The sequence below is a fragment of the Massilia sp. W12 genome, from assembly GCF_037300705.1.
In the GTDB taxonomy this organism is placed as follows: Bacteria; Pseudomonadota; Gammaproteobacteria; order Burkholderiales; family Burkholderiaceae_D; genus JACPVY01.
The window spans coordinates 1816701-1832772 of sequence record NZ_CP147776.1 but is presented as its reverse complement, the minus strand read 5'-3'; the positions used below and the strand labels follow the sequence as shown (position 1 = coordinate 1832772).

The window sequence follows — 16072 nt, the reverse complement described above, 5'->3', positions numbered from 1 at the left end:
TGATGCTGATTGTAAGCTAAAGGGATGGGAACAGGGATGTTGCGGGTTTTGCAATTTGTGGCTGCAATATTGCTGCTGGCTGAGCTGGCGCCGAGCTTTGCGCCGCTTGTGGGAGGGCCTTCAGTCCCGATGCAGTCCGCAGCAAAAGCACTGGCCTTGTTTGAGCAGCAGCCCCGGCATGCAGACAATTTTCCCCGGCCTGCCAGCCGCAAACCTGCAGATTCCGCACAACAATATGCTATGTTTGCCGCCTTTGATTCAACACTCTGCCCACCATGAAGCATGTATTGATTTCGGCCTTTAGCGTCAGCCTGTTGTTCAGCCCGGCGCAGGCGCACCAGGCCGGCGCGGAAGCTGCCAGCGCAAGCCCCGCCGCCTGCCACAATGATTCCGGCTGGAATGATCCGGCCAAGCCATTTAAGATTTTTGGCAACACCTGGTATGTCGGCACTTGCGGCATCACCTCCCTTTTGATCACTTCGCCGCAGGGACATATTTTGATTGACGGCGCCACCAATAAGGGCGGCCCCTTGATTGAAGCGAATATCAAAGCGCTCGGTTTTAAGATGCAAGATGTGCGGCATATTTTGATTTCGCATGAACACTTTGACCATGCCGGCGGAGTGGCGCATTTGCAGCGTGTCAGCGGGGCGCAGGTGCATGCGCTGCCGGCGGCGCTGCCCGTGTTGCAAAGCGGCAAGGCGACGCGCGAAGATCCGCAATTTTTGGAATTGGATGCGATGGCGCCAGTGGCCAATCTGCAGCCCTTAAAACATGGGCAAATTGTGCGCAGCGGCAACCTGCAATTGCAAGCCCACGCCGGCCCCGGCCACAGCCCGGGCGGCGGCAGCTGGACTTGGCAATCCTGTGAAGACAAGCAATGCCGGCAAATGGCTTATGTGGACAGCCTGACTGCGATTTCGGATGATACTTACCGCTTTTCTGACAACCCGGCATATGTGGCGAATTTCCGCAAAACCCTGCAAATGGTGGCCGGCCTGCCGTGCGAGATCCTGCTCACGCCCCATCCATCGGCCAGCGCCATGTGGCAACGCTTAGGGCCGCAACCGCAGCAAGCGCTGGTGGATGCGCAAGCCTGCAGCAAGCTGGCGCAAGGGGCCGGCGCGCGATTGCAAGCGCGGCTGGAGAAAGAGCGTCATCAACAATAAGCGGGACAGTTGAGACTCCCCGCCTTAGTCGGGGTGGCCAGCGCAGCTGGCGGGCGCGCAGGCGCCTGCCAGCTTTGTCTTTGCGGTAAATTTAAGGCAAGTTGCTGCAGGCAATCGCATCTGCATTGCCGGCTGCGCCCTGCACCACGCGGATATTTGTCACGCTGACTTGCAGCTTTTCCGCAAACAGCAAAAACGGCGTGTTGATCTTGCTCATATCCGCCCCCTTGGCGGCAAAACAGGATAAGGGGATCGTCACGCTTTGCTTTTGGTTTAAGGGCGCGCGCGAAAACAGATAGGCGGGATTGAGCGCGCCGCGACAGGGCCAGCCGCAGTCCATCGCCAGCATGCTGGCGCCTTGCGGCAGACTGTGCGTGACCAGATCAAACATCAAAGCGCCATTCGCCGCCAGAGCTGAAAAATCGACCGCTTGCGCGCTTTGCGCATACAGCTGGGAGGCGGCGTTAAAGGTGATTTTCTTGGCGTCCTGCTGCACATTGATTTGACTGGTGGCGACTGAAATCGAAGGATTGCTTGCCGGCACATTGATCACCGCATTCAAATCGCTGCCTATCGCCACGCCCTGCCAATCATTCGCGGCGCTGCCGGCATACAATTTATATGGCGCTTTTTCAGTTTGATTAAACACCGGCACGCTGCCCGAAGCGCTGCTGCAGCTGCGCGTATTATCCACCGGCAAGATGCCCGGATTGCCGTGCGCGCCCGAGGCCAAACCATAGCCATACGCAAACAAGGGTGTGGCCCCGGCGTCATCCGCATGCACAATCTGGCATGGCCCGCCCGGCCAGGTGAACGGCAGTTTGCCGCTGAATGGAATATTCACCTGTCCCGCACTGTTTTTAAACAAGACATCGGCTACGCCGCGCCCTTCTGTCCCCGGCAACCAGGCGGCGACAAAGGCGTTGGACAGATTCAGCAAATCATTCACATACAGCGGGCGCCCGGATAAAAACACGGTAGCCACCGGCACGCCCTTGCCGGCCACGCTTTGCAGCACGCTCAAATCTTCGGCATAACGCGCGCTGTGACGCAATGAGCCGGCCCCGATATCGCCCGAACCCTCGGCATACGGGGTTTCGCCGATCACCGCCAGCACCAGATCAAATTGATCCGGCGACACATTCACGCCTTTGCCATCCAGGCTGTATGTCACCGCGCCGGCCTGGCGCAGGCCGCTCAAAATCGTGTCGCCATTCGGGAAATCGGCATTGCTGTTGCCATCGCCCTGCCAGCTCAGCGACCAGCCGCCGGCTTGCAAGCCCAGATTATCCGCGCCCTTGCCCACCACCAGAATCCGCTTGCCGCGCGCAAATGGCAGCAGGCCGCCATTGTTTTTCAAGAGCACCAGCGATTTTTGCACCGCTTCGCGCGCCAGCGCGCGCGCTTGCAAATTCGCCGGCGAAGTCGCATACGCATTCGCCGATGGCTTTTTGTAATTGAATAAACCTGCGCGCATTTTTACGCGCAAAATGCGGGTCACGGCGTCATTGATGCGCGCCATGGGAATCTGGCCGGCATTCACCTGGTTGATGGTGTTCGTGATGAAGGCTTGCCATTCATCGGGAACCATGATGATGTCCAAGCCGGCGTTAATCGCCTGCGCGCAGCTGCTGTTGCTGCAACCGGGCACTTGGCCGATGCCATTCCAATCCGACACCACCAGGCCGTCAAAGCCCATTTTCTGCTTCAAGGCATCGGTCAACATCGCCTTGCTGCCATGCATTTTGCCAACCGCGATGTTTTGTTGCGGGTTATTCCAGCTGTTAAATGAGGCCATCACAGTTTGCGCGCCAGCCGCCAGCGCGCCGTAATACCCCTGGCCGTGGCGGTTGATCATTTCTGACAGGCTGACCTGGCTTTCGCCCTGATCCACGCCATTCGCCGTGCCGCCGTCGCCGATAAAATGCTTGGCCGTGCCGACCACATTCGCGTCAGTCTTCAACACGCCTTGCAGGCCATTGATATAGGCGCTGGCATAGCTGTTGATCAGCATCGCATCTTCGGCAAAGCTCTCATAGCTGCGGCCCCAGCGCACATCGCGCGCCACCGCCAACGTGGGCGCAAAGGCCCAATTGATGCCGGTCGCGCGCACCTGGATGGCGGTGGCGGCGGCGATCCTTTGCACCAGCAGAGGATCACGCGCCGCGCCCAGCCCGATATTGTGCGGAAACAGCGTCGCGCCATACACATTATTGTGACCATGCACCGCATCCGTGCCCCATAAAATCGGGATCTTCACCGCCATATCGGTGGAAATCGACGCGTTGTAATACTGATCCGCCAGGTTCAGCCAATCGGCAACGCTGGCGCGCTTATTATTGTTGGGCCAGGAGCCGCCGCCGTTTAACACCGAGCCGATGTAATACTGGCGCACCTGGGCCGGGGTGATGGATTTGATTTCCGGCTGCGTCATCTGGCCGATTTTTTGCGCCAGTGTCATGCCGGCCACGATTTGCGCAATGCGCGCTTCCATCGCCGGATCTTTAACGATTTTGCTGCCCACATACGGCCAGTCGGCCAGATTTGTGACCCCGGCGCGCACCGAATTGCTCCCTTGCGCATGCGCGGGCGGCCCGCCAAGCTGCCAGGCGGCCGCTTTCACCGCCTGCCCCGGCGCTGCCGCCGGCGTTGCCGGTCCCGCATGTAAAGCCATACCGCTCATGGCCAGGGCCAGCGCCAGACAGAGCTTGCTGATCTGATGTTGCTTCATACCTTCCTCCTCCAGAATATTGTGCTGTTTTGATTGCCTGCCGGCAATGTAGTATTAATACATTTATGAAAGCGTTTGCATTGTATTCAAAATACATTTGTGGCACAAGCTGGCAGATAATGCAGAAAAAAACAGCATGGCGGTGCGCCTTGAAGCCACTATCGAGCTTTCTGGCACTCCTTATTTCATAGGGGAAATTTGATTTTGACAAAAAGCAAGGCGCGGCGCGCTGTGCTGATCAGGGTTGCCAGCCATGTTTGGGCCTGGCGTGCCGGATGGATTGCTGTTTCGGCTGGATTTGCCTTGCGCTTTCAGCTTTTTTGGGAGATTTATTTCAGTTTTGTGAAAGCGATTTCTTATGAAAAGCCAAAACCGGGGCTGGCTTTCAATCTGCAGGCAGGGACGGGACGGCTCTGGCGCCGCGCATCGGCTCCAATACCGCTGAACGTTCAGTCAGATAAAACTTCCAACTCGGATGGTTTCTCTGCAACACTTCTTTGAGGAAGGCATCGAAGCGCAAAAAGTACGTCTTGCCGCCTTCAAAGCGCTGCTGCAGACGGGTATCGCGCCCGACCGGGACTTCCGCCGGCCAGCGCTGCCGGATCTCATACTCGCCCGGAGCCAGATACACCCAGGAATAAGTGTGCCGCTCCAGGCTCATCAAGCGCTTACCATTGAAACTCAGCGTAATCGCATGCTCATCCAGCAGATAAGAGTCGCTGCGATACACATACACCAGAGCCTGGCTTGGGTTGGGCGGGGTTTGCTGTAAAAAACCGTCATGCTGCATCGCCGCGCCAGGCTGGGCCGCGTCTGCGCTGTACGCCAGCTGCGGCAGCGCCAGGCTGCTCAGCAGAACCAATCCAAAACCAAGCTGCCACATGAATATCCCCTATCGCTGAAAAAGTCGCCAAAGAAAACGGACGATAGCATGCACCCGCGAAATAAGGCGTAAAAAAGCTGGTGCGCCGTATTTGAAAAAGCGCAACGCGATCTGCACAAACGCACGGTTTTTGATTACCCTGCCAAGATTCCCACCGCAAAGGAGCCGCCATGTCCCTGCCCTACCCCCGCGATTTGATCGGCTATGGCCGCACGCCGCCGCACGCCGCCTGGCCGCAAGGCGCCAGAATCGCGCTGCAATTTGTGTTGAATTATGAAGAAGGCGGCGAAAACTGCGTACTGCATGGCGATGCCGGTTCTGAGACATTTTTGTCTGAAATCATCGGTGCGCAAAGTTTCAATATGCGCCATATGAGCATGGAATCGCTGTATGAATATGGTTCGCGCGCCGGTTTGTGGCGGCTGTTGCGGCTGTTTGAAGAACGCCGCCTGCCGCTCACCATTTTCGCGGTGGCCGAGGCGCTGCGGCGGCACCCGGAAGCGGCGGCGGCGTTTTGCGAATTGGGACATGAAATCGCCTGCCATGGCTTGCGCTGGATTTCATACCAGCAGATCGACCAAGCCACCGAGCGCGCGCATATGGCGCAGGCGGTTGAGATTTTGCGCGATCTGTGCGGCAGCGCGCCGCTGGGCTGGTACACCGGGCGCGATTCGCCCAACACGCGCCGGCTGGTGGTGGAACATGGCGGCTTTGCCTATGACGCTGATTATTACGGCGATGATTTGCCGTTCTGGCAATTGGTGACGCATCAGAACCCGCAAGGCGGGACACAGCAAACGCCGCACTTAATCGTCCCTTACACCTTGGACACCAACGATATGCGCTTTGCCGCCGCGCAGGGTTTTAACAGCGGAACCCAGTTTTTTGATTATTTGAAAGACGCCTTTGATGTGCTGTATGCGGAAGGCGACCCGGCAGGCTTGAATCAGCCGAAAATGTTATCCATCGGCATGCATTGCCGCCTGCTGGGCCGCCCGGCGCGCGCAGCCTCACTGGCGCGCTTTTTGGATTATGTCTTGAGCAAGCCCGGGGTGTGGGTGGCGCGCAGAATTGATATCGCGAATCATTGGATGCGCACCCATCCGGCGCCATGGTGAGGAAAAGCATGGGCGAGGCAGGTGCGCTTGCGCCAATCCATGCGCGGCGCCGATGGACGGCCTTGCTTGCAAAAGCGAATGCAGGCGCGAAAACCGGCAGATGATTTGGCGCGCTGCGTTTGCGCGCCTAAGGCCGCTCCTGCCCGCTGACAATGCGGCTGTGCGCTTTGCCACAGACAGCGCTTGGCGCCATCACTGGCTGCAAAATGAATTAGGGAGGGGATTTGGCACATTGGCCCCGAATCGGCGCTTGCGGTCTGCCAAGGCTGTTTTCGCGGCTAAAGCCGCTCCTGCCAATATTCAGTTATTCAGCAGCATTGCGCTATTGGCTGCTGGCCTGAGTGCATATTCATGACTGGGCGCGGGAATGGCTTATACTGGCGGTTTCTGTTGCTGCATAGGGGGGGGTGTGAATAGGGAAAGCTTCAGGCGGGAAGTTCGGGCTTCTTTGGAAAAACTACCGCTTCGTGCTGTGCTGGCCTTTGCAGCGCGGTGCGCTTTGCGCACCTTGCCCATCCTGGCCCAGAGTTCAAAGAATCAAACTGAGCGGTTTGAGTATTGGCCGGAAAATCGCAGGGCAGAACATTTACTGGCGCTTTTAGGGGCTTGCAATGCCAGCTTCACGCAAGCCAAAGACAGGAAAATACCTTTGGAGCAGATGATGGTGTGGCGGCGTCGCTCATTGGACGCCGCCGCCTACGCCACCGCCGCCGACTACGCCGACTACGCCGCCTACGCCGCCGACGCCGCCGACTACGCCGCCTACGCCGCCGCCGCCGCCGACGCCGCCGCCGCCGCCGCCTACGCCGCCGACGCCGCCGCCGCCGCCGCCTACGCCGCCGCCGCCGACTCCGCCGCCGATTATATCATCCACGCCACCCAGGCAGATATTAAAAAAATATCTGCCGCGCCAGAAAATATCACGGCTTTTCTGGAACAGCCATTATGGCCAGATCGCATCCCTAATTTTATTCAAACCCTGCTGCCTGAATTTAAAAAAGCCGCGCTCGCCCTTGATCCAGGTTTTCAATTTTGGCTGGATTTCTATCAAGAACGCCTGCTTGGCAAACCATCTGATTTTAAGCTCTTGCTTGAAGCTGCGACCATACCGGATTCGCTTTATCAACAAGGCGCCGCCGCCGTCAATGCCTACCTCATGCGCATTCGCAATAAAAGCGCAAGCGCGCCATTGAATTTAGTGCGGGCTATTTTTATTGGCCATGGCGAAGCGGGCAAAACTTCTTTAATCCGCGTATTGCATGATTTGCCAGTGCAAGCGCGGGAAGAACAAACGCCTGGCGTCGATATTCATGAATGGTCAGTGCCTGGCACGCAAATCAAAGCCCATTTATGGGACTTCGGCGGCCAGGTGATGGCGCATGCCACGCATCAATTATTTTTACGTGAATCCTGCTTATATGTGCTGGTCATCAGTGCGCGCAGTGAAATCAATGCCACAGAACAGGCGGAATATTGGCTGGAGCATGTGAAGAGTTTTGGCGGCAATGCCAATATCATCATCGTTGGCAATCGCGCCGAAGAAGTGGATTTGAATATTGATATGGGGATGTTGAAGCAAAAATATCCCAATATTGTGCGTTATTTCCCGCTCTCCTGCCGGCATGCCAAGGATAGCCATGCTTCACACTACCAGGCTTTCCATCAGGAATTTTGTCAGCAATTGCGCCAACTTGGCACGCATCAAATATTATTCACAGCAGAGCAATTTGCAGTGATGCAAAATTTGCGCGAACAAACCCCGAAAACCTCATTTTTAAGCAAAGCGGCATTTGAAGCCTTATGCGAACAATATCACATTACAAGGGACATCAACGCCGGACGCGCATGGTTATTGGATATATTAGATAAATTGGGCGTGATTATTCATTTCAAAACGCTGCCTTTTGCAGATGGTTATGTTTTAAATCCGCGCTGGCTGACCTGGGGTGTGTACACGGTGATGTATGCCAAGCGGGCGCAGATTACGGCGCATGAAGTCATCGATATCTTATCGCAAAACAAGGTAATAGATTTACATGGCAATTTACTTTCTTACACCGCCAGCCATTGCCATCTGATTATAAGCGCAATGCAGGAATTTAAACTCTGCTACGCCTTGGCGAACAAAGCAAACACCTACATCATCCCCGCGCTATTGACTGTGGAGCAGCCCGCGATTGCGACTTACCAGAGCGAGGCTTTGATGTTTGAATTATTTTTCCCGGTGTTTTTACCGCGCCATATTTTGCCGGAATTGATTGTCACGCGACATGCGGAAATTATGTCAGAACAAGGCAAGCAATTGGTCTGGCAATATGGGGTGGTGTTGCAAGCGGCAAACAGGAATGCGCGCGCCCTGCTGCTGGTGGATTATCGCAGCCGCCGCCTGCAATTTTGGCTGAGCGGCCATGATGCGCGGGATTATCTGAATATTTTACGCGATACCCTGGCGACTATTTTAGGCAGGTTGAGCGCAGTTGATTACAAAGAATTCTTGCTCTTGCCAACACGCGCCTTGCTGCGCCCCGCCTCGACGCGCGCAGACATCATGGAGACCGTGGACACCGCACGCGCCTCCTATGCGCAAGTGCTGGCGCATGCCGAAGCCGGCCAGGATGAATTCATCGCCGAATCCGGCGCGGTCTATGATGTGAACCAGGTGTTGCAACTTTTTGTCAGCCTGGAGCGCCGCGCCGCCGATCAGCGCGCACGGCGCTATGGCCGCAACGCTGCCGCTTTGATTGCAGAGGAGAATGAAATGCCGCCCCCGCCCATCCCGGCCAGCAGCAAAGACACCACGATTTTCCTGGCCTCATCTGCTGAGATGCGCGAAGAACGCGATGCGCTGGATTTGTTTTTGCGTCAGATGAATGATGATTTGCGCGAACAAGGCCGGTATTTGAAAATCATCCGCTGGGAATATTTCCTGGATGCGATGTCAGCCACGCGCAAGCAGGATGATTACAATGCCGCGCTCAAGCAATGCGATATCGTGCTGGCCCTGTTCGCCACCAAAACCGGCAAGTACACGGCAGAAGAATTTGATGTGGCGCACGCGCAATTTCAAGCCAGCGGCAAGCCCTGGATTTACACCTTCTTCCGTGAAGCGGCCTTAAACACCGCCACCATCAACCGCGAAGATATGCAATCGCTGTGGGCCTTCCAGGACAAGCTCAATACCCTGGGCCATTTTTGGACCAATTACAAGAGCACAGCAGATGTAAAACTGCAGTTTGCGCAGCAGCTTAAGTTGTATTTTGACAAGCATGCCGCAGCGCCTGAGCCGACGCCAGCTGCAGCTGCAGCAGCGCACACCGTGAACAACATCACCATCATCGGCAGCAATGTGGGCGATGTGGTGGCGGCGAGCGCGATTGAAAACAGTTTTAACAAAAAGTAGAGCACGTCCCCTGGCGCATGTCAGCCAGCTTCAAGCCATACCTTGACACACAAGCCGCGTCCAGCCAAGGACGCGTCTTCATCTTGCCTCAGCCTGCCACGCAATACCGCCGCCAGTATGCGCCCGGCTGGCTTATTGCCCGTTGACCTTATCCCACACGCGGTTCCAGTCGTCCGGCTGGAATGTGCCTTCGCGCTTGAAGACCAGCTTGTGCGCTTTGTCGAGTACGAAGTGGGTCGGCTTTTGCTTGATCGGGCCGAAGTTATCCACGTACTCCGTCCCTTTGCGCCACAGCAGCGGGAAGCTTTGCTCTTTCGGAATGGTCAATTCGACCAGTTTGCGGTAGCTGTCAAAATCGTTGCGGCTGTCATCCATATTCACGCCGATCAGCATGAAATCTTTCTTTTTATTACTCAGATAAAATTCCCGCATCAATTTCAAATCGTGATTGCATAAATTGCAGGCCGAGGTGAAAAAGCTGATCAGACAGACTTTGCCGAGATAGTTTTCCAGACGCAGCAGCTTTTGCGCAGATTCATCAAATCCCACCAGCGCAAATTTATTGTCAGCCGGTTGCGCCAGCACTGGCGCAGCAACCGTACCCAACATCGCAGCCGCACCTGCGTATTGCAGGAAATCACGTCTTTTCATATCCCGTTTTGCCTTTAATGAAAAATATTGACAGCGCATGACGTATTGCCATGCAAACATTATATTACCATATGGAAACAAATCCAGCCTTCCCGCCCTGTGTGCAGCTGTGGTGCGGGACATAGCGCCATCTTGCCATAAATGCGACAGTGGCATGAAATTGCTGCGCAACACTGATTGGTCGGGCACAATGGCGTTTCCTTACAAATCGCGTTTCCACCATCTGTTGCGGAGGTTGCCATGCCCGGTTCCAGCATCATCGACGTCGCCATTGGCATGATGTTTATTTACCTGTTGTTTGGCGTATTGTGCACGGCGTTAAATGAAACCCTGTCCACGCTCTTGAATAAGCGCGGCAAAAATTTGCTGGAGGGGATTAAAAACATGCTCAATGACCCGCTGTTCAACGGTCTGGCGCGGCAGCTGTATGAGCATGGCTTGATCACCGGCATTTCGCGCAACGCCATCAGCGACAGTAAAGCCAACCGCCCGCCTTCGTATATGCCGCCGGACAATTTTTCACTGGCCTTGCTGGATTTGCTGACCTCGCACGGCTTGGCCGCCGCCGCCAAAAGCCCGGCTTTGCTTGAGGCAGAAGCGGCGGATGAAGCCTTGTTCGCGGCCCAGGCTGCGGCCGATACAGCCACCATTGAAGCGGCCAAGGCGCGCCAGCAACACGCGGAAACCGCTCTGCAAACCCAGATTGAGAATGCAAAACATCAGCTGGCGCAAGCGCAAAGCAATGCCCGCGACCAGGCCAATGACAGTCATGCGGCGCAGGCGCTGCTGGCGGCGCAAAATGCGCTGGAGACGGCGCAAGCCGCGCCCAAGCTTTTGGCCTTGCGCCGCGCCGCGCTGGCCAAGGCGGATACGCCGCAGCAACGCGCAGAACTGCGCGCCAGTCTGGATCTGTCACGCACTTCGCTTGTGCTCGGACGCGAGTTGAAAGACCAGCTGCCGGCCACGCTGGACGATCTGGCGCGCGGCATCGCCCATTTGCCGGAGGGACATACGCGCGAAGTCTTGACGGTATTGCTGGATAAAACCCGGCGCCAAATGCAAGCCGGCGACGATGCGCTGGAAAATTACCGCCAAAACCTGGAAGGCTGGTTCAATCAAAGCATGGATCGGGTCTCGGGCTGGTATAAGCGCTGGTCGCAAAATATTTCCTATATTTTCGCCACGATTCTGGTGCTGGCCTGCAATGTGGACAGTTTGCAATTGGCGGTGCGCTTGATGAATGACAGCGCAATGCGCGGCGCGCTGGTGTCGGCAGCGTCGGAAGTGGTGGAATTGGATAAAAAGGCGGCCATGGAAGCGCAAAAGCCGGCGGCGGCAAGCCAGAACGTGGCCGACGGGGAAGCCGCGAATCCGGGCGGCGCGCAAGTGTCATCTGCAGTGACAGACTACATTGTGAAGTATGTGAATAATGAAAATGTCAAACTGCCGCTGGGCTGGGCGGAAGATGAAAACCCGCTGAAAATGGCGGGCGATTGGATGAGCGGCAAGCGGCCCGCCGCTGCGCAGGCCGGCGACAAGCCGCAAGGCGCGGGCGAAAAAGCGCCAAACCCGGCCAAGGCCTGGCGCAAGCCCTGGCATCACGACATCTGGCATGTGTTAGGCAAAATCATCGGCTTGTCAATTTCGATTTTCGCGATTTCTCTGGGTGCGCCTTTCTGGTTTGATTTGCTGGGCAAAGTAGTGAACTTACGCGCCACCGGACGCAAGCCGGATGGGCAGGCCTTGACTAAAACGGTGTAAGCAGCGGCTGGGCAGGCGGGGCGCAGTGGAGGCCCCGCCTGAAAAATATGCAATACCAAACCAAGACCAAAACCAAGCCCCCGCCCGCCTTTCCCAAGCTCTTCCAGCATCTCCAATGGGCTTTCAGATGCTCATTCGCACCATTCTGGTGCAATTTCAGAATTTTTTTCAATACCACTTAAATACCTGTTGACAACCAGATGCAGCATCCCTATAGTGCCAGAAGTCTTGCAGCACACCCCGGGTTTGCCTCGCATGGGAAAAGACAGCAAACAAACTTTCCTTTTCTATACGCCCATTTTTCCGTATAGCGCTTGGATATTTTCTGCATTTGCCGAATTTTCCACATAACAGATCAGGCCGGTTTGTGTGTGCCGGGCAATATGCGCCACAGCGGCGCACGGCAGGACAGCGGATAACAAAAGCAAAGCGCGACTTGAATGACGCCGGAAACGGTGTAGTGAGGAGACTGAAGCGCCAGAGAATACCGGTATCATGCTGGTATGTGTCAATCTGGCAAGCTTCCTCAAGCGCGCCAACCATGGATCTGAATGTGAAGAATTTTGCTGAATATGTGATCGGCGTCGATGGCGGCGGCAGCGGCACCCGGGTGCGGGTGGAGACCATTGACGGGCAGGAAGTGGCGCGCGGCGTGGCCGGCCCTTCCGGTTTAATGCATGGCATCAGCCAGGCCTGGCATGCAGTGCTGGACGCCTTGAACAATGCCTTTGCCGAATCCGGGCGCGCGCGCCCGCCTTTGCAAGAGCTGGCGATTGGTTTGGGCTTAGCCGGCGTGCACAATAAACAATGGGCGGCCAAATTCACCGCCAAAAATCCCGGTTTCGCCGCCATGGCGCTGGAAACCGATGCCTTCACCACCCTGCTGGGCGCGCATGGCGGCGCACCGGGCGCGATTATCGCCATCGGCACCGGCAGCGTCGGCGAGGCGCTGCTGCCGCATGGCGTGCGGCGCGAAGTTGGCGGCTGGGGTTTTCCTTCTTCTGATGAAGCCTCCGGGGCCTGGCTTGGCATGCGCGCGGTGCAATATGCGCAACATGCGCTGGATGGACGCGCCGCCAACACCCAATTCGCGCGCGCGGTGCTGGAATTTTGCGGCGGCGAGCGCGACGCCCTGTTTGACTGGTTAGCGCGCGCCACCCAGACCAATTATGCGCAATTAGCGCCCCTGGTGATTGAATATGCCGGCAGCGACGCCGCCGCGCTGGCGTTTATGCAAGCCGCAGGTCAGGAAGTGGCGAAAATCGCCGCCGCGCTCGACCCCGCCGGCACGGTTCCGATTGCGCTGTGCGGCGGCTTGGCCGCGCCGCTTACGGAATATCTGCCAGAGACGCTCAAAGCGCGCCTGCGCGCGCCGCAAGGCGACGCCGCCGCCGGGGCCTTGGAATTAATCCGTCAGCATATGAAACACAAGGCGCTGGCATGAGGCCGGCGTCCTGTAACCCACCTTCCCGACAAACTGTATGAGCCAGCACGCTTCTTTGCAATTGCAACAGCAATTGCGCCAATTCCGGCCTGACGCTGACAGCGTCACGCCGCTGTATTTGCAGCTGGCCAATAAGCTGGCTGAGAGCATTTCCGCCGGCGTGTGGCGCCCGAATGAAGCGCTGCCTTCTGAGCGCATGCTGTCAGATTCGCTGCATATCTCGCGCGTCACCGCGCGCAAAGCGATTGATATGCTGTGCGAACGCGGCATGCTGACGCGCCGGCGCGGCTCGGGCACGTATATCACGCCCAAACTGGAACAACCTTTATCGCGCTTATCTTCCTTTTCTGAAGAATTGAATTTGCGCGGCTTTAACGCCGGCAGCCAGTGGCTGTTGCGCGAAACCGGGGTGGCTTCGCCGGAAGAATTGATGAGCCTGGGCCTGTCGCCGAATACGATGGTGGCGCGCTTGAAACGTTTGCGCACGGCGGATGATGTGGTGATGGCGATTGAAACCAGCACCATTCCGCTGCAGTTTTTACCCAATCCGGCGCATGTCACGGATTCTCTGTATGGCTATCTGGAATCATGCGGCACGGTTCCGGTGCGCGCGCTGCAGCACATCCGCGCGATTAACGCCAGCGCCGAGCAGGCGCGTTTAGCCGGCATCCGGCAAGGCGTGGCGATGTTGCACATTACGCGCATCGGGTATTTGGAAAACGGCAGTGCGATTGAACTCACGCATTCTTATTGCCGCAGTGATTATTATGAATTCGTAGCGGAGTCGCGCAGATGAATAAGCAAACGCTACGCGGCACGATTTTGACGCCGCACGGCTGGCTGGCCGGCGCAGTCGAATTTGACAGCCATATTTCCCGCATCACGGGACAGGCTTGCGATCCTGGACAGGATACGCAACCGTATATTCTGCCCGGCTTTATTGATTTGCATGTGCATGGCGGCGGCGGCAAGGATACGATGCAAGGCGGCGATGCGGTGCACACGATTGCGCGCGCGCATGCGCGCCATGGCGCGACCTGCATTCTGGCCACCACCATGACCGCGCCGCTGGCTGAAATCGAGCTGGCGCTGCAAGCCATCGGCCAGGCCTGCCGCGAACGCCGCCCCGGCTGTGCGCGTGTGCTGGGGGCGCACCTGGAAGGGCCGTATATCAATGCCGGCAAACTGGGCGCGCAACCGGATTTCACCGCTGCGGCGAATATTGACGAAGTGCGCCGTCTGGCCGCGCTGGCGCCGATGCCGGTGATTACGGTGGCGCCGGAAATCGCCGGCCATCTGGAGCTGGTGCAGGCGCTCACGCAAGCCGGCATCCGGGTCCAGATCGGTCACTCGCTGGGCAGCTATGAAGACGGCGTGGCCGCGCTGCATCATGGCGCTGCCGGCTTCACCCATTTATTCAACGCCATGAGCGGCTTGCATCACCGCGAGCCGGGCATGGTCGGCGCGGCCTTGGCGCATGCCGAGTATGCCGAGCTGATTCCTGATCTCTTACATGTGCATCCGGGTGCGATCAAGGCGGCTTTGCGCGCCATTCCGCGCCTGTATTGCGTCACCGATTCCACCGCCGCCACCGGCATGCCGGACGGCCAATATATGTTAGGCCGCATGCAGGTCAATAAATGTCTGGGCGGGGTGCGCACGGCTGACGGCACCCTGGCCGGCTCGACCCTGACCTTGGATCAAGCTTTGCGCAATCTGGTGTCGCTGGGCTTGGATCTGGCCGACGCCTCGCGCCGTGTCTCGACCTATGCCGCAGATTATCTGGGACTGACTGAGCGCGGCCGCATCGCCGCCGGCTGTTTTGCCGACATGGTGGTGTTGGATCGTGATTTGCAATTGAAAGCTGTGTTTATCGAAGGAGAACAGATTGAGCTCGAAGATGCTTGAAGAAGCCTGTTCGGCCAGCCGCACGGTGGCCGGATTGATGGCGCAAGACGCTGACTTGTATCAGGAATTGGGACGCCATTTGCGCAGCCGCAATTTCGCCAATGTGCTGACGGTGGCGCGCGGCAGTTCCGACCACGCCAGTAATTATCTGGCCTACCTGATCATGGCGCGCCTGGGCAAGGTGGTGGCGTCTTTGCCGATGTCTTTGGTGACGCTGTACAAGTCGCCGCTGCAAACCCGCGACGCCTTGACCATCGCCATTTCGCAATCCGGGCAAAGCCCGGACGTGGTGGAGCCGGTGCGCTATTTCCGCGCCGGCGGCGCTTCCACCATCGCGCTGCTGAATCAAACCGCGTCCCCTTTGGGCGAGAGCGCGGAATGGACGCTGCCGCTGCACGCCGGCCCGGAGTTGTCGGTGGCCGCCACCAAGAGCTTTATCAACAGCTTAGCCGCCGGCGCGCGTCTGGTGGCGCATTGGCAAAACGATGCTGAATTGAATGCCGCCCTGTCCCAGTTGCCGGAGGATTTGCTGCGCGCCGCCGAGGTTGACTGGTCGGCGGCGATTGATGTGTTAAAAGATGCGCGCAATATCATGGTAGTCGGGCGCGGCATCAGTTTTCCGGTGGCGCTGGAAGCCGGTTTGAAATTCAAGGAAACCTGCAGCATCCAGGCCGAAGCGTTTTCCGGCGCGGAAATCAAACACGGGCCGATGGCCTTGATTGATGAAGGCTACCCGCTCTTGATTTTCGCCACGCGCGGCCCGGCCCAGGCCAGCTTGCTGCAATTGGCGGCGGAAATGCGCCAGCGCGGCGCGCGCGTGCTGTTAGCCGCGCCGGCCGATGTGACAGAGCGCGATTTGCTCTTACCCACCGCCAGCCTGCCCGATCTTGATCCGCTCACTGCGATTCAAGCGTTTTATGTGATGGCGGCGCATCTGGCCAAAGCGCGCGGCATGGACCCGGATCAGCCGCGCCATTTGTCCAAAGTCACCAAAACCAACTGAGGCG

11 protein-coding genes are annotated in these 16072 nt (G+C 57.5%); 8 read left to right on the top strand and 3 right to left on the bottom strand.

What is annotated here, in order from left to right; all coding sequences use genetic code 11:
• Window positions 1-275 precede the first annotated feature (275 nt).
• Window positions 276-1169, top strand: coding sequence for a subclass B3 metallo-beta-lactamase (gene bla / locus V8J88_RS07430; RefSeq protein ID WP_338848746.1), 894 nt, complete (start codon window positions 276-278; stop codon window positions 1167-1169).
• Window positions 1170-1260: 91 nt separating this feature from the next.
• Here bla and V8J88_RS07425 read toward each other — a convergent pair whose 3' ends face one another.
• On the bottom strand, window positions 1261-3900 hold the full coding sequence (locus V8J88_RS07425) for an exo 1,3/1,4-beta-D-glucan glucohydrolase (protein WP_338848745.1): 2640 nt from the start codon (window positions 3898-3900) through the stop codon (window positions 1261-1263).
• 385 nt (window positions 3901-4285) lie between these two features.
• The gene (locus tag V8J88_RS07420) at window positions 4286-4783 is read right to left on the bottom strand and encodes a DUF2846 domain-containing protein (protein WP_338848744.1); all 498 of its coding nucleotides are present in this window, start codon (window positions 4781-4783) and stop codon (window positions 4286-4288) included.
• Between the two features lie 170 nt (window positions 4784-4953).
• Between V8J88_RS07420 and puuE the strand changes: the two genes are divergently transcribed.
• Window positions 4954-5901: an allantoinase PuuE gene (puuE, locus tag V8J88_RS07415; protein WP_338848743.1), complete on the top strand. Its 948-nt coding sequence runs from the start codon at window positions 4954-4956 to the stop codon at window positions 5899-5901.
• 658 nt (window positions 5902-6559) lie between these two features.
• Window positions 6560-9301, top strand: coding sequence for a COR domain-containing protein (locus V8J88_RS07410; protein ID WP_338849848.1), 2742 nt, complete (start codon window positions 6560-6562; stop codon window positions 9299-9301).
• A 132-nt stretch (window positions 9302-9433) separates the two neighbouring features.
• On the opposite strand, the gene V8J88_RS07405 is transcribed toward V8J88_RS07410, so the two are convergent.
• Entirely contained in the window at window positions 9434-9952 is a 519-nt protein-coding gene (locus V8J88_RS07405) for a redoxin domain-containing protein (protein WP_338848742.1), read from the bottom strand.
• A 240-nt stretch (window positions 9953-10192) separates the two neighbouring features.
• Between V8J88_RS07405 and V8J88_RS07400 the strand changes: the two genes are divergently transcribed.
• The 5 genes from V8J88_RS07400 to V8J88_RS07380 all read left to right on the top strand — a co-directional run bounded on the left by V8J88_RS07400 (window position 10193) and on the right by V8J88_RS07380 (window position 16068).
• Window positions 10193-11713: a hypothetical protein gene (locus V8J88_RS07400; RefSeq protein ID WP_338848741.1), complete on the top strand. Its 1521-nt coding sequence runs from the start codon at window positions 10193-10195 to the stop codon at window positions 11711-11713.
• 553 nt (window positions 11714-12266) lie between these two features.
• The gene (locus V8J88_RS07395; RefSeq protein WP_338848740.1) at window positions 12267-13157 is read left to right on the top strand and encodes a BadF/BadG/BcrA/BcrD ATPase family protein; all 891 of its coding nucleotides are present in this window, start codon (window positions 12267-12269) and stop codon (window positions 13155-13157) included.
• Window positions 13158-13194: 37 nt separating this feature from the next.
• Entirely contained in the window at window positions 13195-13953 is a 759-nt protein-coding gene (locus tag V8J88_RS07390; protein ID WP_338848739.1) for a GntR family transcriptional regulator, read from the top strand.
• Window positions 13950-15065 carry an N-acetylglucosamine-6-phosphate deacetylase gene (nagA, locus tag V8J88_RS07385; protein ID WP_338848738.1) on the top strand — a complete coding sequence of 372 codons (1116 nt, stop codon included), beginning with the start codon at window positions 13950-13952 and terminating at the stop codon, window positions 15063-15065. Before V8J88_RS07390 ends, nagA begins: the two co-directional genes overlap by 4 nt.
• Window positions 15058-16068, top strand: a complete 1011-nt coding sequence (locus tag V8J88_RS07380) for an SIS domain-containing protein (protein WP_338849847.1) — start codon at window positions 15058-15060, stop codon at window positions 16066-16068. Before nagA ends, V8J88_RS07380 begins: the two co-directional genes overlap by 8 nt.
• The last annotated feature ends 4 nt before the right edge of the window (window positions 16069-16072 follow it).